This window comes from Streptomyces sp. NPDC088194 (assembly GCF_040702025.1).
Lineage (GTDB): Bacteria > Actinomycetota > Actinomycetes > Streptomycetales > Streptomycetaceae > Actinacidiphila.
The window spans coordinates 1-17,256 of sequence record NZ_JBFBIV010000014.1; the positions used below are offsets into that span (position 1 = coordinate 1).

At 74.0% G+C, this 17,256-nt stretch carries 14 protein-coding genes; 8 read left to right on the forward strand and 6 right to left on the reverse strand.

Annotated features, from left to right (window positions below):
• Positions 1-161: 161 nt before the first annotated feature.
• From AB0399_RS10065 to AB0399_RS10075, 3 genes are all read right to left on the reverse strand, one after another.
• Entirely contained in the window at positions 162-392 is a 231-nt protein-coding gene (locus AB0399_RS10065; RefSeq protein ID WP_329365075.1) for a DUF3107 domain-containing protein, read from the reverse strand.
• Positions 393-582: 190 nt separating this feature from the next.
• On the reverse strand, positions 583-1,257 hold the full coding sequence (locus AB0399_RS10070; protein ID WP_328468953.1) for a TetR/AcrR family transcriptional regulator: 675 nt from the start codon (positions 1,255-1,257) through the stop codon (positions 583-585).
• Positions 1,258-1,448: 191 nt separating this feature from the next.
• On the reverse strand, positions 1,449-1,808 hold the full coding sequence (locus AB0399_RS10075; RefSeq protein WP_366410947.1) for a hypothetical protein: 360 nt from the start codon (positions 1,806-1,808) through the stop codon (positions 1,449-1,451).
• A gap of 167 nt (positions 1,809-1,975) precedes the next feature.
• Here AB0399_RS10075 and AB0399_RS10080 point away from each other — a divergent pair, with 167 nt between their 5' ends.
• From AB0399_RS10080 to moeZ, 7 genes are all read left to right on the forward strand, one after another.
• Entirely contained in the window at positions 1,976-3,019 is a 1,044-nt protein-coding gene (locus AB0399_RS10080) for an alpha/beta fold hydrolase (protein WP_366410948.1), read from the forward strand.
• An 8-nt stretch (positions 3,020-3,027) separates the two neighbouring features.
• Entirely contained in the window at positions 3,028-4,521 is a 1,494-nt protein-coding gene (locus AB0399_RS10085; protein WP_366410949.1) for a DUF3152 domain-containing protein, read from the forward strand.
• 239 nt (positions 4,522-4,760) lie between these two features.
• Positions 4,761-6,413 (forward strand): DUF3492 domain-containing protein, encoded by a 1,653-nt coding sequence (locus tag AB0399_RS10090; protein ID WP_366410950.1) that lies wholly within the window; start codon positions 4,761-4,763, stop codon positions 6,411-6,413.
• 731 nt (positions 6,414-7,144) lie between these two features.
• Positions 7,145-7,990, forward strand: coding sequence for a hypothetical protein (locus tag AB0399_RS10095; RefSeq protein WP_366410951.1), 846 nt, complete (start codon positions 7,145-7,147; stop codon positions 7,988-7,990).
• 245 nt (positions 7,991-8,235) lie between these two features.
• Complete coding sequence (locus AB0399_RS10100) at positions 8,236-9,138, forward strand: NAD(P)-dependent oxidoreductase (RefSeq protein ID WP_328468965.1); 903 nt, start codon at positions 8,236-8,238, stop codon at positions 9,136-9,138.
• 131 nt (positions 9,139-9,269) lie between these two features.
• Positions 9,270-10,109, forward strand: coding sequence for a spherulation-specific family 4 protein (locus tag AB0399_RS10105; protein WP_366410952.1), 840 nt, complete (start codon positions 9,270-9,272; stop codon positions 10,107-10,109).
• Between the two features lie 136 nt (positions 10,110-10,245).
• Positions 10,246-11,424, forward strand: coding sequence for an adenylyltransferase/sulfurtransferase MoeZ (gene moeZ, locus AB0399_RS10110; RefSeq protein ID WP_103884379.1), 1,179 nt, complete (start codon positions 10,246-10,248; stop codon positions 11,422-11,424).
• Positions 11,425-11,525: 101 nt separating this feature from the next.
• Here the strand turns inward: moeZ and AB0399_RS10115 are convergent, their stop codons facing one another.
• Positions 11,526-12,614, reverse strand: a complete 1,089-nt coding sequence (locus AB0399_RS10115; RefSeq protein ID WP_366410953.1) for a hypothetical protein — start codon at positions 12,612-12,614, stop codon at positions 11,526-11,528.
• Positions 12,602-13,273: a hypothetical protein gene (locus AB0399_RS10120; RefSeq protein WP_329365056.1), complete on the reverse strand. Its 672-nt coding sequence runs from the start codon at positions 13,271-13,273 to the stop codon at positions 12,602-12,604. Before AB0399_RS10120 ends, AB0399_RS10115 begins: the two co-directional genes overlap by 13 nt.
• Positions 13,274-13,582: 309 nt before the next feature.
• Between AB0399_RS10120 and AB0399_RS10125 the strand changes: the two genes are divergently transcribed.
• A complete protein-coding gene (locus AB0399_RS10125; protein WP_366410954.1) occupies positions 13,583-14,149 on the forward strand; it encodes a hypothetical protein in 567 nt (188 codons plus the stop codon).
• An 86-nt stretch (positions 14,150-14,235) separates the two neighbouring features.
• On the opposite strand, the gene AB0399_RS10130 is transcribed toward AB0399_RS10125, so the two are convergent.
• Positions 14,236-16,908 (reverse strand): lysylphosphatidylglycerol synthase domain-containing protein, encoded by a 2,673-nt coding sequence (locus AB0399_RS10130; RefSeq protein ID WP_329373940.1) that lies wholly within the window; start codon positions 16,906-16,908, stop codon positions 14,236-14,238.
• Positions 16,909-17,256 lie beyond the last annotated feature (348 nt).

The window sequence follows — 17,256 nt, forward strand, 5'->3', positions numbered from 1 at the left end:
TTCCCTGCACCGACTCGGCTTCCGATTCCGCCTTCAGCGGCGAGTGGCCCCCCGATGCACCGCGGACTTCGTCCTGCCGAAGCACCACTTGGCCGCCCACCTGCCGAAGAAGCCGCGCCCCCCGGTGGGGGCGCGGCTTCAGGGCCTGCGGTGAGGCGCGGTCAGAGCGCGGCGCCGAAGCCGACGCGGCGGGTGGCGGGCTCGCCGATCTCCACGTAGGCAAGGCGCTCGGCGGGGATCAGGACCTTGCGTCCGTGCTCGTCCACCAGGCTCAGCAGCTTGCTGGTGCCGGACAGCGCCTCGGCGACGGCGGCTTCCACCTCAGCCGCCGACTGCGCGCTCTCGATGTTGATCTCGCGCGGCGCGTGCTGCACGCCGATCTTGACCTCCACGGCTTGGATACCTCCGATGGTCGGGCGGTGTGCGCGGTCGAATCGCGCCGTACGCAGCAAAGACTAGCCCCGCCCGACCGGCGGTACCGGCACGGCGGAAACGCCGTGAGCGAACAGGCCCGCGGCGGTACCCGACGAGCACTGCGGGGCCGGACCCGAAGGTCCGGCCCCGCACGTGGTGGAACAGGGTTCAGCGCGCGTCCTCGGAGCCCTGCTCGGGCCGGTGCTCGCCCTCGGCCCCGTGCAGCGGGAACCCGGCGATGCCGCGCCAGGCGAGCGAGGTCAGCAACTGGACCGCGGTGTCGCGGGGCACGTCGCTGCCGCTGGCCAGCCAGTAGCGGGCCACCACCTGGGAGACGCCGCCGAGGCCGACCGCGAGCAGCATGGACTGCTCGGTGGGCAGCCCGGTGTCCTCGGCGATGACCTCGCTGATCGCCTCCGCGCACTGGAGCGCGACCTTGTCGACCCGCTCCCGCACCGCGGGTTCGTTGGTCAGGTCGGACTCGAAGACCAGCCGGAAGGCGCCGCCCTCGCCCTCGACGTAGGCGAAGTACGCGTCCATCGTCGCTTCGACGCGCTTCTTGTTGTCCGTGGTGGACGCCAGCGCCGTGCGCACCGAGTGCAGCAGCGACTCGCAGTGCTGGTCGAGCAGCGCGAGGTAGAGCTCGAGTTTGCCGGGGAAGTGCTGGTAGAGCACCGGCTTGCTGACCCCGGCCCGCTCGGCGATGTCGTCCATGGCCGCGGAGTGGTAACCCTGTGCGACGAACACCTCCTGGGCCGCGCCCAGCAGCTGCTCGCGCCGAGCCCTGCGGGGCAGGCGGGTGCCACGCGGCCGTGCCGCCTGAGTCTGCTCGATGGCTGTCACGCCGCCTCCCAGTTCTGGTGGTGAAGGTACGAATGAACACCGCGATGGCCATCGTACTTTTCAGTAACGACCCTGTGCGCCGTGCGGACGGACATTCTCACTTCCTGGGACCTGCGGGCGGAAGTCCCGACGGGTCCCTCCGGTCCCGGCCGCGCCGCGGCGGTGCACCGGCGCGGGGCGCGGGGGCACCGTCAGCGGTAGTCGTCCTCGTCGTGGGGGACCGTACGGCGCTGCTCGGCGGCGTCCGCCGGGTCGGCCTCGGTGGCCTGGTCGGCGGGGCGGGCGGTGATCCGGTCGTCGCGCTGCTGGAGCAGTTCGGCGCGCTGCTCCGCGGTGTCCGCCTCGGGTTCCTCCAGGCCGAGGTCGGCCGCCTCCTGCGCGGCCTCGGCGGCTTCCGCGGCCTCCGCCTCGTCCATCTCGCCGATCCCGTCCCGCTCGTCCCGCTCGTCCGCGCGGTCGGACTCGTCCGGTGCGGCGAGCCTGCCGCGGGCGGCCGGCCCCCCGGCGCCGCCCTCAGGGCTGCCACTGGTGCTGCCGGTCTGGTCGGACATTGCCCCTCCTCGTGCCGGAACGCGCGATACCGCCACGTTCGAGCCTAGGAGCAGGTGCGCGCCCGCGCAGTGCGGGACGGCGGCTTTCCGCCGCTCGCCTGTCGTTTCCGGCCGCATGTGGCCGCGAACACTCGGCCGTTGACGTGATCGTCTCGTAATATTGCCGTATGCCCTCGACCGATCTTCCCCGCGCGGCCGTAGCACCGGCGTCCGTACCACCGGAGGGGCCGCGTCTGGCGGCAGGCGAGACGGTGCGGACCGTGGGGCTGCCCGGGCTCAGCCTGGTGGTGCGGTCACGTACCGACGGCGGACCGGAGCCCGCGCTGTGCGTGCACGGCCTCGGCGGCTCCTCGCAGAACTGGTCCGCGCTGATGGCCCGGCTCTCCGACGTGGTCAGCGCGGAGGCCCCGGACCTGCCGGGATTCGGCCATTCCCCGCCGCCGGACGACGGCAACTACTCGATCCCCGGGCACGCCAGGGCCGTGATCCGGCTGCTGGAAGCGGACGGGCGCGGGCCGGTCCACCTGTTCGGCAACTCCATGGGCGGCGCGGTCGCCGTCAAGGTCGCCGCGGCCCGCCCGGACCTGGTGCGCACCCTCACCCTCATCTCGCCCGCGCTCCCCGAGGTCCCGCCGCAGCTCACCGCCTGGCCCACCACGCTCACCGCGGTCCCCGGCGTGCTCCGGCTCTTCACCCGGCTGACCCGGGACTGGAGCCCGGAGCGCCGCACCGCCGGCCTGCTGGCGCTCTGCTACGGCGACCCGGGCGTGGTCGACGCGCAGGCCCGCGAGGACGCCGCGGCCGAGTACGAACGGCGGTTGAACCTGCCGTACTTCCGGGACGCGATGGTCCGCTCCATCCGCGGGCTCGCCGACGCCTACACCCTCGGCGGGCAGCACGCGCCGTGGCGCCAGGCCGAGCGGGTGCTCGCGCCGACCCTGCTGGTCTACGGCGGGCGGGACAAGCTGGTGTCGATGAGGTCCGCCCGCCACGCGGCCCGCGCCTTCCGCGACCGGCGGCTGCTGCTCATCCCCGGCAGCGGGCACGTGGCGATGATGGAGTACCCGGGGCTGGTCGACCGGGCCTTCCGTGACCTGCTGTCCGACGTGGCCGCGCGCCGGCGCGACGCCGGCGGCCCGCGGCAGCTCGGCGGCCTGGCGGGTGCGGGCGTGGGCAGGGGTCCGAGTACCGACGCGGCGACCAGGAGCTGATCGAGGGCGTGGGGAAGCACAGCGCGACAGACGGACAGGACGACCGGGACAGCCAGGACCGCTGGGAACAGGACCGCTGGGAGCAGGACCGCTGGGAGCAGCGGATACCCGACTCCGGCGGTTTCGTCAGCGGCGGCCCGATCCCCCCTGCCACCCCCGGCACCGGACGCCGCCGCCGCGGCCCCGCCGACGACAGCGACTACTTCGCGCCGCTGAGCCCGTACGGCCTGGACGGCCCGGAAGGCCCGGACGAACCGCGGAGCCCGCGCGACCCGGCCGAACCGCCGCTGCCGTACGACCCGGACGACTCGTCCGGCTCCCGCCCCGGCCACCCCGATCGGCCCGACCGCCCCGAGCATCCCGAGCACAACGCCTGGGGCACCCCCGGTGCCTGGTCGGCCGCCCGGTCCGGCCGCCGCGACCTGCCGTTCGACCCGGTCGAGGAGTGGGCCGAGGACTGGGCGCCGTACGACACCGCGTCCGCGCTCAGCTCGCCCGCCGCCCACGGCTCCCTTCCCCGGCACGGCCAGGTGGGGCGCGTGATGCCGCGGCCCCGGCAGGAGTTCGTGGACGCCTTCGACCAGCCGTCGCCGCGCCTCGTGTCGCACCCGCCGCCCGGCACCGCCGGCTCAGCCGCCTCGGGCGACGAGGGCGGCAGCGGCACGGACGACTCCGCGGCGCCCGCCGCGTCCGGCGCCGCGGGCCGCGGCAGGACCCGCGCGCTCACCGCCGTCGCCGCCGCCACCGCGCTGGCCGCGATCGCGGTGCTGGCCGGCACCCAACTGCACCGCGGCCACCGCACCGAGGAGGACGCCGCTCCCAGCGGCGACTCCGGCCCCTCGGCGGAGGAGACCTCCGCCGCGCCGTCCACCCCGTCCGCGGCGCCCGCGACCGCGAGCCCGGCGTCGTACGACGAGCAGATGGCCAGGCAGTATCCGCTCGACCCGCACCTCAGCCTCTCCGGCGCCTTCACCACCGTGCCCGGCCACCAGGCCGCCCCCGGCAAGGGCAAGGTGATGCGCTTCCGGGTCGACGTCGAGAAGGGGCTCGACCTCGACCCCCGGCTCTTCTCCGACGCCGTCTTCACCACCCTGAACGACGCGCGCAGTTGGGGTCACGGCGGCACGATGACGTTCGAACGGGTCTCCTCCGGCCCCGCCGACATCGTCGTCACCCTCGCCAGCCCCGGCACCACCGCCAAGTGGTGCGCCAAGTCCGGCCTCGACACCACGGTCGACAACGTTTCCTGCGACGCCGCGTCCACCCCGCGCACCATGATCAACGCGTACCGCTGGGCCCGGGGCGCCGCGACGTACGGCCCGGACCGCATGCACGCCTACCGGCAGATGCTGGTCAACCACGAGGTCGGCCACCGCCTCGGCCACAACCACGTCGGCTGCCCCCGCGAGGGCGCCCCCGCCCCGGTGATGATGCAGCAGACCAAGTTCCTGTCCCTGGACGGCGGCCCGACCTGCACCCCCAACCCCTGGCCGTTCCCGTAGCCGTTCCCCTGGCCGCGGCCCCGTCCGGCGCCGCGCAAGCCGGGTAAACGGCGGCCGCGCGCGGAAGTTACGCCCCTTCACCCCTTTTGGTGGCAGCGCGGACAACCGTCCACCGAAGCACCGTTGTCCCGGCATAGCGTGCTTCGCGCCGGACGGGCACAGCCACCGCATCATCGAACCGCGCAGCACCCCGACCCGGCAGCGACCGTACATCCGGCACGCCGAGAGGGGGCGCACTCGTGCGCATCGCACTACTCACCGAGGGTGGTTACCCGTATGCGCGAGGTGAAGGAGGTGCGTGGTGCGACCGCCTGGTGCGCGGTCTCGCGCACCACGAATTCGATGTGTACGCGCTCAGCAGATCGCCGCGGACCGAGGCCGGGGGCCAAGTGGACCCGCCCCCGCCGGTCAAGCGGGTCAGGGCCGAGCGGCTGTGGGGCGAGCCGCCGGCCCCGGTGCGGGGCGGTGGCCGGGCCGAACGGAAGGCCAGGCGGGCCGCGTTCCGCTGGCACTTCGGGGACCTGGCCGCCGCGCTCGCGGGTGCCGCGGACAGTGCCGGCCGGGGCCGTCCGGCGCGCGGCCGCGACCGCGCCGACCGGTTCGCCGCGGGGCTGTACGGCCTCGCCGAACTGGCCGCCGAGCACGGCGGACTGCCCGAGCTGATACGGAGCGAGGACGCCCTGGCCGCCCTGGAGGCGGCCTGCCACGCACCCGGCGTACGCCCCCTGCTCGGGGACATCGGCGTCACCGAACTCCTCGCGGTGGCCGCGCTGCTGGAGCACCAGCTGCGGCCGCTGTCGCTGCCCTGGTACGGCCCCGGCGAGCTGGGCTCCGCCGACGTGTGCCACGCCGTCTCCGGTGGCCCCGCCACACTGCCCGGGCTGCTGGCCAAACGCTTCTGCGGTACGCCGCTGATCGTCACCGAGTACACCGTGCGGGTGCGGGAGGCGCTGCTGGCCCACCGCGCGGCCGGGCTGACCCCCGCGGTACGGGTCCTGCTCGGGGACTACCACCGGCTGCTGGCCGGCGAGTCCTACCGGCAGGCCGCGCTCGTCACCCCCGGCTCGACCCATGTGCGCCGCTGGCAGGAGCGGTGCGGCGCGCCCACCGACCGTATCCGCACCGTCCACCCGGGCATCGACGCGGGGCGCTTCGCCCGGGCGGGGGAGGAGTCCGAGGAGGAGGCGCGGCGGCCCGCCGCGCGGGCCGAACCCACGGTCGTCTGGGTGGGGCGGGCCGACCCCGCGAAGGACCTGATCGCGCTGCTGCACGCCTTCCACGCGATACGCGCGGAGGAGCCGCGGGCCCGGCTGCGGGTCTTCCACGCCCCCGTCACCGACGAGCGCTGCGCCGGGTACCTCGGGCACTGCCGGAGCCTGGCCGCGCAGCTCTTCCCCGACGAGGCGGTCCACCCGCACGCCGTCGGCGAGAGCCCGGTCGCCTTCGAGGAGATCGGGTCTCCTGGCGCGCCCGAACCCGCGGACGCCTACGCGGCGGGCGACGTGGTGCTGCTCAGCAGCAGCGCGGAGGGTTTCCCGCTCAACCTGGTCGAGGCGATGTTCTGCGGCCGCCCGACGGTCTCCACGGATGTCGGCGCCGTGCGCGAGGTGATCGGCGGCACCGGGCTGATCGTGCCCCCGCGGAACCCGCGCGCGCTCGCCGACGCCGCGCTCGAACTCCTCCGCGGACCCGAGCGGGCCACCCGCCTCGGCGCCGCCGCACGCGAGCGCGCGCTCGCGCTCTTCACGGTGACCACCTGCGTGCACGCCTTCCGCGACGCCTACCTCTCCGTCGTCGCCCGCCACCCCGTCCCCCGCGAGCCCCTCCACGACGCCACCGGCGCCCCCCGACCCTTCGTCGCCCCCGCGGAAGCCCTCACCCCGTGCCGCTAGGAGCCCCCATGCCACCCCGAGACGAATCGCTTCTGCAATCCCCAGGCGAATCGATTTATCAACTCCCCACCCCCCGCCCCCTCCCCCCGGCCAGTCGCACTCCGCTCGTGCCCCACGAGGCTGCGGCGGTGGGTGCCTTGTCGGTGGGGGGTACGTCAGGGGGCGCGGGGAACTGCGCGAGCAACCGGCCACCGGCGGGTGATCGCACGGCGGCCGTGGGCGGTGATGGCGAGAGCGTCCGGCCACCGGCGGGTGGTCGCATGGCGGCCGTGGGCGGTGACGGCGAGAGCGTCGTCCCGCCGGCGGGTGGTCGCGCTGCGGTCGTGCCCCGTGAGGGTGTGGGCGTGGGTGCCTTGTCGGTGGGGGGTTCCCTAGGGGGCGCGGGGAACTGCGCGAGCAACCGGCCACCGGCGGGTGATCGCACGGCCGGCGCGGGCCGTGACGGCGAGAGCGTCCGGCCACCGGCAGGTGATCGCACGGCGGCCGTGGGCCGTGACGGCGAGAGCGTCGTCCCGCCGGCGGGTGGTCGCGCTGCGGCTGCGGGCCGGGATGGCGACAGCGTCGTCCCACCGGCGGGTGGTCGCGCGGCGGGCGCGGGCCGTGACGGCGAGAGCGTCCGGCCGCCGGCGGCCAGCCGCGCCGCGGGCGTAGGGCGGCCGGAGGGGAAGGGGGCGCCGCGGCGCAGGGGCCCCGCGGACCCGGTCCGCGGGGTGATGCACCACCACCACGCGATGATCGCGGGCGCAGCCGACCCGTGGGAGGTGGCCGCGGGCCTGGAGGCCCGGGGCGTCACGGACGTGGACGCACGGCGCCTGCGCCACCGCGACGTCTTCGGCCTCGCAGAGGAACTGTTCGCCCGGGTCCCCCGCACACCCCCGCGGAGCGCCCCCAACCCCGCGACCCGCACCTTCGTGCGGCCGCGCCCCCGCGACCTCGCCCTGCACCTGCTGCCGGCCGCGGCCTGCACCCTCGCCGCGGCCCTGCACGCCCCGGGCGCCGTCGCGGTCGCGGTGCTCGCCGGCACCGCGTGGCCGGCGCTGAGCCGGGGACCGTTACGCGTCCCCGGCCGCGCGGCGACCCGCGTGCCTGCGGCACTGTGCGCCGTCGCGCTGCTCGCCCTGGCCCGCTGCGGCCCGGACCCGGTCGGCACCGGGACCCTCGCCGTACTCGCGCTGACCCTGCTCCCGGCGGCAGCCCTGGCCCGCTGGTTCGCGTCGAGCGCCCGCGCCCAACTCGCCCCCAGCCACGGCCTCGCCGACTTCGCCGACGCGGTCCGCCCACGGCTGATCGCGGCCCTGGCCGGATACGCCGCGACCCTGCTCGTCCTGCTCGCCGTCCTCGGCTCGCTCCGCGGCTCGGCCGTCGGCGCGCTGCTGTTCGCGGCCCGCCTGCTCGCCGTGCACGGCGCGCCGCGGACCGCCGCCGCGGGCCTCGCCGTCGCCGTGGCCGCCCAGGCCCTGCTGCCGACCCTGCTCCCGGCGGGCCCCGCCGAGGCCGTCGCCTGCGGCGCCGCCGCCCTGGTGCTGGCCGCGCACTCCCTCCACCTCGTCCCGCGCGCCTCGGCCCACCGCATCTGACCTGCTGTATCACCAACCAGGAGAACCCTCGTGAGCACGCACCACCCGTCCGCCCGGACCACTCCGGAAGCGATCACCCCGGAATTCCCCGGGACCCCGTACCTGTACGGCCGCCCACCGGCGGCGCCGACCTGGGGGGCCGTGCCGGTCGGCCCGTTCGCGATCCCCGTCCCGCCGCCCCCGGTGCGGCCCGCGCCTGCGGGCAGCCGTACGGTCGCGGGGCGCCGGACCCGGCGGGGTGTGCGATGAGGGTGCTGCTGCTCGGGGCCGACGGTTTCATCGGCCGCCACGTCGCGGAACGCCTGCTGGCCGACCCCGCCTGCCAACTGACCGCGCTGGGCCGCAGCGACGACGCGGACGTGCGGTTCGACCTCGCCTCGGGCGCGCCCGGGGTGCTGTCGCGGTTCGTGGACGCGGTCCACCCGGGGGTGGTGGTCAACTGCGCCGGCTCCACCCGGGGCAACGCCCGCGACCTGACCCGGCAGAACATCGTGGCCGTGGCGACCGTCTGCGAGGCGCTGCGCCGCAGCTCGGTCGCGGCCCGGCTGGTGCAGGTCGGCTGCGGGTCGGAGTACGGCCCCTCGCCGGTCGGCTCGTCCACCGGCGAGGACGCGTCGCCGCGGCCGGGCGGCCCGTACGGCGTGAGCAAGCTCGCCGCCACCGAGCTGGTGCTCGGGTCGGGCCTGGACGCCGTGGTGCTGCGGGTGTTCAGCCCGGTCGGGCCGGGCACGCCGACGGGGGCGCCGCTGGGCCGGGTCGCGGAGGCGCTGCGCCGGGCGATGCAGAACGGCGACGGCGAGCTGAAGCTCGGCGGGCTGAGCGCGCAGCGCGACTTCGTGGACGTGCGCGACGTGGCCAGGGCCGTGCACGCCGCTTCGCTGTCGGCGGCGCAGGGCGTGGTGAACATCGGCAGCGGGCGCGCGGTGCGGATGCGGGACATGGCCGCGGCCCTCGCCCACGTCGCCGGGTACGACGGTGCGCTGCGCGAGCTGGACGACCCGCCGAACGCCGCGCCGTATCCGGACGGCTGCGGGTCCTGGCAGCAGGCCGACGTGCGTACGGCCCGCGACCGGCTCGGCTGGCGGCCACGGATCGGCCTGGAGGAGTCGCTGGCCGATGTGTGGATGGAGGCGGCATGCCGCGTCTGAACCCGTTCCCGCGCAGTGATCCGTCGACCCGCGGCGACCCCCTGGCCGCTTCGCGCGGCCGATCGGACCTGTCGTCGTCGGCCCGGCCAGCCCGGCTGGCCGCGTCCGGCGCCTCGACGTCAGGCCCTTCGATGTCCGATCCGCCCGTCTCCGACCTGTCCGGGGCCGGGGCGCCCCGGGCCGACCCGTCAAGGTTCCACTCGGTCAGGGGCGGGCGGTCCGGTGCCGCGCCGGACGGCCCGGCCCCGGCCGTACCCGGAGCCAGAACCGGCTTCGGGGTGCCGCTCTTCGCGCACCCGCTGGTCGCGCCCGCGGAGTGGGCCGAACTGGCCCGGCCGGGCGCGCCGGTGGACTGGGCCGCCTTCGACGTGTCGTCCGGCCCCGGCAGCCGCGCGGACGCCCTCTGCGCCGAGGCCCTCACCCGCGTCCGTGAGAACGCCGTACCACTCCTCGGACGGCTGGACGCGGTGTACGGCACCAGGCCGTACGGCGAGCTGGTCGCGGACGCCTCGCGCTACCGGGACTGGTACCAGGTGGACGGCTTCTACGTGGACCGGGCGCCCACGCTCCGCGCCGAGGTGGCGCAGTGCCGCCGGGCCACCGCGACCCTGCGGGCGCTGCTGCCGGAGGGCGGCCGGGTGGTGCTCGCGCCCGGCGCGCACCCCTACCCCGGGTATGCCGAGTTCGCCGACCAGCTGGTGGTCTTCGCCGGGCCGTGGACGCGCTACCGCTGGTCGGAGGTGCCCGCGTGGACGGCGGAGTACCCGCCGGGGCGGTTCGCGCACCTGGTGCACGGCCTGCCCGCCACGCACCTGGACGCCGCGCTGCGGGTCGCCCGCTGGCAGGGCGCGGGCACCGTGTACATGACCGACCGCACCGACCGGGACGGCGCGGACCCCTGGGCGGGCCTGCCCGGGTACTGGAACGAAGCGGTGCGCAGGGTGCGCGAGGAGCCGCCGCCCAGCATGTGACCAGGTTTCGTCTCGGCTTTCGGACCGGGTGTCTTGGAATGAAGAAGGGCGTGGCAGTGTTACAGGGCCAGGACGTGCGGGCGGCCGCCCGTACCTACTGTCCGATGACCTACCCAACCGTATTGCTGAGGTCCCTGTGTCGCTGCCACCCCTGGTCGAGCCGGCCACCGAACTCACCGTTGACGAGGTCCGCAGGTATTCGCGCCACCTGATCATCCCGGACGTCGGGATGGACGGGCAGAAGCGGCTGAAGAACGCGAAGGTGCTGTGTGTCGGGGCCGGCGGCCTCGGTTCGCCCGCGCTGATGTACCTGGCGGCGGCGGGCGTCGGCACGCTGGGCATCGTCGAGTTCGACGAGGTCGACGAGTCGAACCTGCAACGCCAGATCATCCACAGCCAGGCCGACATCGGCCGTTCCAAGGCCGAGTCCGCCCGGGACACCGTCAAGGGCATCAACCCGTACGTGAACGTGATCCTGCACGAAGAGCGGCTCGAAGCCGAGAACGTGATGGAGATCTTCGCGCAGTACGACCTGATCGTCGACGGCACGGACAACTTCGCCACCCGCTACCTGGTCAACGACGCCTGCGTGCTGCTCAACAAGCCGTACGTCTGGGGTTCGATCTACCGCTTCGACGGCCAGGCGTCGGTCTTCTGGTCCGAGTACGGCCCCTGCTACCGCTGCCTGTACCCGGAGCCCCCGCCCCCCGGCATGGTGCCCTCCTGCGCCGAGGGCGGCGTCCTCGGCGTGCTGTGCGCCTCGATCGGCTCCATCCAGGTCACCGAGGCGATCAAGGTGCTGGCCGGCGTCGGCGACCCGCTGGTCGGCCGGCTGATGATCTACGACGCCCTGGAGATGACCTACCGCCAGGTCAAGGTCCGCAAGGACCCGAACTGCGCGGTGTGCGGCGAGCACCCGACCGTCACCGAACTGATCGACTACGAGGCGTTCTGCGGCGTCGTCTCCGAGGAGGCCCAGGAGGCCGCGCTCGGCTCCACGATCACTCCCAAGCAGCTCAAGGAGTGGATCGACGACGGCGAGAACATCGAGATCATCGACGTCCGGGAGCCGAACGAGTACGAGATCGTGTCGATCCCCGGCGCGAAGCTCATCCCGAAGAACGAGTTCCTGATGGGCTCGGCCCTCGAACACCTCCCGCAGGACAAGCGGATCGTGCTGCACTGCAAGACGGGCGTGCGCAGCGCGGAGGTGCTGGCGGTGCTGAAGTCCGCGGGCTTCTCCGACGCGGTGCACGTCGGCGGCGGCGTCATCGGCTGGGTGAACACGATCGAGCCGGACAAGCCGGTCTACTAGGCCGGACGGTCCAGACAGTAAGGGGCGGCACCCTGGGGTGCCGCCCCTTACTCATGCCGTGCCGCTCATGCTGTTTCACCCATGCCGTGCCCGCGGGTGGTTCAGCGGTTGATGGACTGGATCTCCTGCACGGTGACCTGCCTGGGCTGCTGGATACGGCCGTCGGGCAGGGCCGCGCCGCCGCCGTCCGAGCCGGTCCAGCTGACGCTCCAGGTGGCGGTGACGTCGAGGTCGAACGGCCCGGTCGCCTGGGTGGACCTGAGGTAGGTCACACCGCACGGCGGATCGGCCTTCGGGTTCCCGTTGTAGTCCGCGCCGACTGTCCCGTCCCCCGCGATCGGGCAGTCGCCTGATGCCGGGTACACCGTCGCGTCCGACGTTCCCGGGTCGATGTGCACGCTCGTCGGGCTCGCGGTGGTCTCCGCCCAGATCTGCTGCCCGCCGCCGAGGTCCACCGACGCCCGCACCTTCACCGGCGTGTACTTCTCGTCCAGCCGCACCCAGGTGGGCAGGTTGACGGTCTGGGTGTTCACCGGGTTGGTCTTGATCGTCACGCCGGGCACCTGCGTGTGCGCGTACGCGATCTTCGACAGCATCTCGGACGTGATCACGTTCGGCGTGCCGGCGGGCGGGCGCTGCCCGTTGGGCACGAAGAAGGGGATCGTGGAGTTGCAGGCGAACTTGTCCAGGCTGTTCGGGGCGTCCGGGTTCTCCACCGGCCCCCAGAACATGCCCTTGCCCTGCTGGTCGATGTTGAAGTCCTTGTAGCCCTTGCCGCTGCCGTCCCAGGTGTAGTTGCTGTCGTAGTGCTTCTTGTACTGGTCCATGGCTTCGAGGGCGTAGTTCGCCTGCCCCGGCACGTTGGTGGCCTTCACCCCGTCCAGGACGTTCTTCTTGAACGTCACCGGGTCGGCTATCGGGCCGATCCAGCAGGGCGGCGGCGTCCAGTGCACGTCGACGGACGTGAGGGGGTGCGAGTTCCCGCCGGGGGAGCCGGCGGGGTACGTGACGCTGACGGCTCCGGCACCGGCGGTGAGGGTGCCGTTCTTGCTGTCGCCCGACGTATGGCTCGTCGGGGTGTCCTTGGACGTGCCGGTGTAGGCGTAGCCGGGTCCGGCTGCGGCGAGGACGACCACTCCGGCGAGCACCAGGCCGCGCCGCGCCGTTCTCTTGGCGTTCACTGCTTGCATTGGAGTGCCTTCTCCTTCACGGTGACTTCGCGCGCCTGCCAGACCGCCTTCGCGGTGGGGAGTTTGACCATGACGATGTCCCAGGACACGTAGTTCCGGTCGCTCGCCCCGGTCACGTGCACCTTTCCGCCGACGACTTCCTTGCTGTACAGCTTCGACTGGTCGTTGCAGAGCTTGACCTCGACGGAGGCGCCGCCGCTGCCCATCGTGAAGGTGGGCCCGTAGTAGCGGTCGGTGCCGGTCATCGTCAGCTTCTGGTCGACGTTCTGCTGGACGTAGCCCTGGGCGTAGGTGAGGGCGCTGTCGGCGGAGTACCCGAGCAGGCCCGGGTCGCTCTTGTTCTGCTTGGTGACCGCGTGGTCGATCGCCTGGATGTAGTTGGCGGCGCCCGAGAGCGCGGCGGCCTGGTCGGCGTTCTTCGGTGTCGCCCACTGGAACTGGGCCTTCAGGTCGGCCGGGAGCTTCAACGTGGGGTCGATCCGCAGGGACGCCCCGTTCGCCTCGCTCGGTGCGGCGGTGGACGCCGAGGGCGATGCCGAAGTGCTCGGTGACGTCGAGATCTTGTCGCCACCGCCGCCCGAGCCGCCGCCGCAGGCGGTCAGGGTGAGGGCGGTGGCCGCCGCGAGTGCGGTGGCGGTCACTGCGGTGCGTGCGCGCATCGTGGAGAGCTCCCGATCGGTCGTCGCAAAGGGAGCCACCGGGTCCGCGGCAATGACGTACACCCGAGTCTGGTCCCCGTATCCAGGCTTTCACCGTATCGAAGCGGAACAGCCTGTTCGAGGGCGGTGCAGTGCCTATTGGGTCACGGACGTGTCACGCCGTCAGCAGCCGCCGCATGCACGGAGTTCACGGGATTTCCCCGGACGAAGGACAACCCTTCCAGGACACAGACGGTCTTACGGGGTGTCAGATCGCTTATTGGATAAGAGTGGTCTATCACCACACATCTCACGAAAGGTCAGGCAGCCATGCAACTCGCGCGTACCCGTACCCGGAGCTCGGTCCGCCGGCTCGCCCTCACCGCCGTCGCGCTCGGTCTCGCCGTCGCCGCGCCCGCGGCAGCCGCCCAGGCGAGCACCACCCACGGCACGCACCCGGCCGCGCCCACCCAGTCCGCGGGCAGCGTGCACGGCGACCACACCACCGGCGCCGAGGTGCCGCAGGCCGCCGGGTCGGTCCGCTCGGGCGACCCGCAGTCGACCGTCGACCGCGTCGCGGACTTCTACGGCGCCTACATCGACGTGGTGTGGGACGCGCGCAACGACGACCTGCGCAACGGACTGCGCGAGCACTACCTGACCAGCGGTTTCCGGACGAAGCTGGCCGCGTGGGAGGCCGCGCAGCACGCCGACGGTGTGCTGCGCGCCCAGGACAACCCGATCGGCTGGCAGGTCACGGCCGACGGCGGCGGCGCCGGCCACGCCTTCAGCACCGTCCGCCTCACCTGGGGCAACCCGAGCAGCCCGTACTACACGTACCTGAAGGTCCAGTCCGACCTCGCGACGAAGCAGATCTCGGACATCGAGGACCAGTGAGCCGCCGATCCTGCCGACCGGGTCGTCCCGCCGGCCGGCAGGACGGCCACCGTCCCGGTCCCCGTTAACCGGTCCCCGTTCCGGTCCTACAACTCGCCCTTGCGGCTGAGGTGCGTGAAGGCGAGCCAGCCCGGCAGCACCGGCAGCCAGAAGGTCAGCAGCCGGAAGAACAGCACCGCCGGGGTGGCCACCTCCTTCGGCAGCCCCGCCGCGATCAGGCCGCCGGTCAGCGCCAGTTCGACCGCGCCGACGCCACCCGGTGTCGGCGCCGCGGACCCCAGCGCGTTGCCCGCGAGGTAGACCACCGCGATCGTCGCGTAGCTGAGGTTGCCGTCGAAGGCCCGTACGCAGCCGTCCAGGCACAGCACGAAGGTCACCGTGACCATCAGGGTGCCGCCGATGCCGGTGAGCAGCTTCGCCGGGCGCTGGAGCACGTCCAGCATGCGCGGCACGACGCCCGCGAACAGCGCGCGGACCCGGGTCGAGACGAACTTCCGCAGCGCGGGCACCGCGGTGACCACCAGCACCAGCACACCTGCGGTCAGCAGCCCCGCCATGACGGTCCTGGACGGCGACAGCGACGGCGTCTTCTCGGTGCCGGTGATGAAGCCGAACGCCATCAGCAGCACGATGTGCGAACCGAGCCCGACGAGCTGCGAGGCGCCCACACTGGCCACCGCGAGCCCGGGCCGTACCCCCGCCTTCTGCAGGTAGCGGGTGTTCAGCGCCACCCCGCCCACCGCGGCCGGCGCCACCAGCTTCACGAACGACCCGGCGACCTGCGCCATCACCGTCCGCGGCCACGACAGCCGCTCCGGCACGAAACCGGACAGCGCGCCGGCCGCGGCGACGTAGCTCGCCGCGGAACCGACCACGGCGACCAGCGCCCACTTCCAGTCCGCGTGCACGATGGCGTGGCCGATCGGCACCGACGAGAGCTGGGAGAGCAGGAAGTACGCGGCGAAGGCGCCCGCGATGACCGTGATGAGGGTGCGCGGCTTGATCCGCTCCAGCCGCACCGGCTCGACGGGCGCCTGCGGGCGGATCAGCAGCACCTGCTGCCTGATCCGCGACAGCAGGTCCTCCTCGCGGATCTCCTCCAGCGCGTCCTCCATGGCGCGCTTCTCCGCCTTGGTCTCGGCCTTCCGCTCCGCCTTCGACGGTGTCTTGGCCGCCGAGCCGTCCGGCTCGGCGGCCACCGTGGCGGTGCTCGGCGCCGGCTCGCGAGCGGGGTGCGCCCTGCCGCGCTCCCTGGCCTCCTTGTCCGCGGCCAGCGCGGCGAGCACCGCTTCGCGCTCCCGCACCGCGCGGGCCCGGTTGAGCATCTTCAGCTCGCCGCGGGTGGAACGGCTCAGCGCGATCGGCTGCAACAGCGGCAGCGACGCGGCGACCGCGTCCGGACCGAGCACCGACAGCGCCGCGCCCACCGCCCGCGCCGGGCCGACCCGCAGCGCCATGGTGGTCAGCAACTGCGCGATGTCCATCCGCAGCAGGATGTCGCCGGTGGCGATCTCGCCGCCGCGCAGGTCGGTGAGGAAGACCGTGCCGCTCCGGTCCACCAGCAGGGACTCGCCGACCAGCCGCCGGTGCGCGATCCGCCGCGACTGAAGGGCGCGCACCTGCTTCCACGCCTCGCGCATCAGGGCGTCGGTGATCTCGTCGTCGTCCAGCGCGTCCAGGCGGCGGCCGCCGATGTGCTCGTAGACGAGCATCACCGCGTCGGGGCCCAGCTCCGAGGTGGCGATCAGCTTCGGCGCGTTGGCGCCGGCCGCGATCGCCGCGTAGGCCAGCAGCGCCTCCTGCTCCAGCGCCTGCCGCAGGGACAGCAGGCTGCGGCGCTGGGTGATCCCGCCGACCAGCGACATCCGCCGCCAGGCCCGGTAGAAGAAGCCGTGTGCCTGCTGCTCGCGGTCCACCACGGTCACGTCCAGCGGCGGACCGTCCTCCAGGGTGACCAGGTAGGCGCGGCCGCGGTCGGAGTCCGCGCTCTCCGGGCCGGTCTCCACCACCCGGCGCGCGGTCAGCGGGGCGAACCCGACCCGGCGCAGGCCCGCGAGCAGGTTCTGGCCGGTGGGGCGGACGTTCGGCGAGCCGACCGCGTAGATCGTGCCGTTGGCGACGGCCCAGCCGATCAGCAGGGTCAGCGCGATGGAGAACGGCGTGGTGTAGCCGCCGGCCAGCACCGCGAACGCGTCCAGCAGCAGGACGAACCACAGCGCGACCCGCCAGCGCGGGCGTCTGGCCATGCCGGAGGCGGTGACGTAGGCGATCACCGGGGCGAGGTAGCCCTGCACCGGGTCGGTCATGCCCAGACCGGTCGGCGCGCCGTGCGAGAGCGCCTCGCGGATCGAGCCGGGGGCGGCGTTGGTGACCCACAGGTCGGTGGCGAGCGCGGCGCCGTGCGCCAGTACGGCCGCGAGCACGCCGTCGGCGATCCGCAGCCCGTCGCGTCTGACCAGCCGCTCCACGGCGAACGCCACCGGCACGATGAGCACCGCCACGCTCGCGGTGGTGCCGGTGAACGAGGAGAAGAAGTCGGGCGCCCGCATGGCGCCCTTGGTGATGTCGGTCTCCAGGCCGTTGGTGGTGGCGTGGGCGAAGCCCGCGATGGCGAGCACCACCCCGATGCCCAGCAGGCCCATGAAGAAGCGCACCAGGTCGGCGGGGCGGTGCACCCGGGCGGCGAGCAGCGGCTCGTCCACGGACACGGCCTGCCGGGTCGCGCCGGCCGGTTCGAGCGGCGCGCCGTCGGCGGGCAGGTCGCCGCCGGACGGGTCCTCGGGGTCCGGTGCGGACCAAAACGGTTCTTCCGGTGCCAGGTGCGAGCCGTGCGGTTGGGGGGCGGGCGGCTGCGCGGGGTGGTCGGGGCCGGCGGGGTGGTCGGGGGCGCCGCGCGTGGACCCGGTGCCGCCCAGGTCGCCCGGGTAGCCCAGGTCGCCCGGGTCGTCAGCGCCGTCCGAGCTGCCCGACCCGTCCGTGCCGGAGTTGCCGGAGTCGCCGGAGCCGTCCGAGCTGCCGTTGCCGCCCGAGCCGTCCGAGCTGCCGGAGTCACCTGAGCCGCCGGAGTCACCTGAGCGACCCGAGCCGCCGGCCACCGCCTTCGCGCC

Coding starts and splice junctions, on each gene's coding strand:
- AB0399_RS10075 (WP_366410947.1), bottom strand. CDS start 1,808: ATGTCCGACCAGACCGGCAGCACCAGTGGCAGCCCTGAGGGCGGCGCC.
- AB0399_RS10080 (WP_366410948.1), top strand. CDS start 1,976: ATGCCCTCGACCGATCTTCCCCGCGCGGCCGTAGCACCGGCGTCCGTA.
- AB0399_RS10095 (WP_366410951.1), top strand. CDS start 7,145: ATGATCGCGGGCGCAGCCGACCCGTGGGAGGTGGCCGCGGGCCTGGAG.
- AB0399_RS10100 (WP_328468965.1), top strand. CDS start 8,236: ATGAGGGTGCTGCTGCTCGGGGCCGACGGTTTCATCGGCCGCCACGTC.
- AB0399_RS10105 (WP_366410952.1), top strand. CDS start 9,270: ATGTCCGATCCGCCCGTCTCCGACCTGTCCGGGGCCGGGGCGCCCCGG.
- AB0399_RS10115 (WP_366410953.1), bottom strand. CDS start 12,614: ATGCAAGCAGTGAACGCCAAGAGAACGGCGCGGCGCGGCCTGGTGCTC.
- AB0399_RS10120 (WP_329365056.1), bottom strand. CDS start 13,273: ATGCGCGCACGCACCGCAGTGACCGCCACCGCACTCGCGGCGGCCACC.
- AB0399_RS10125 (WP_366410954.1), top strand. CDS start 13,583: ATGCAACTCGCGCGTACCCGTACCCGGAGCTCGGTCCGCCGGCTCGCC.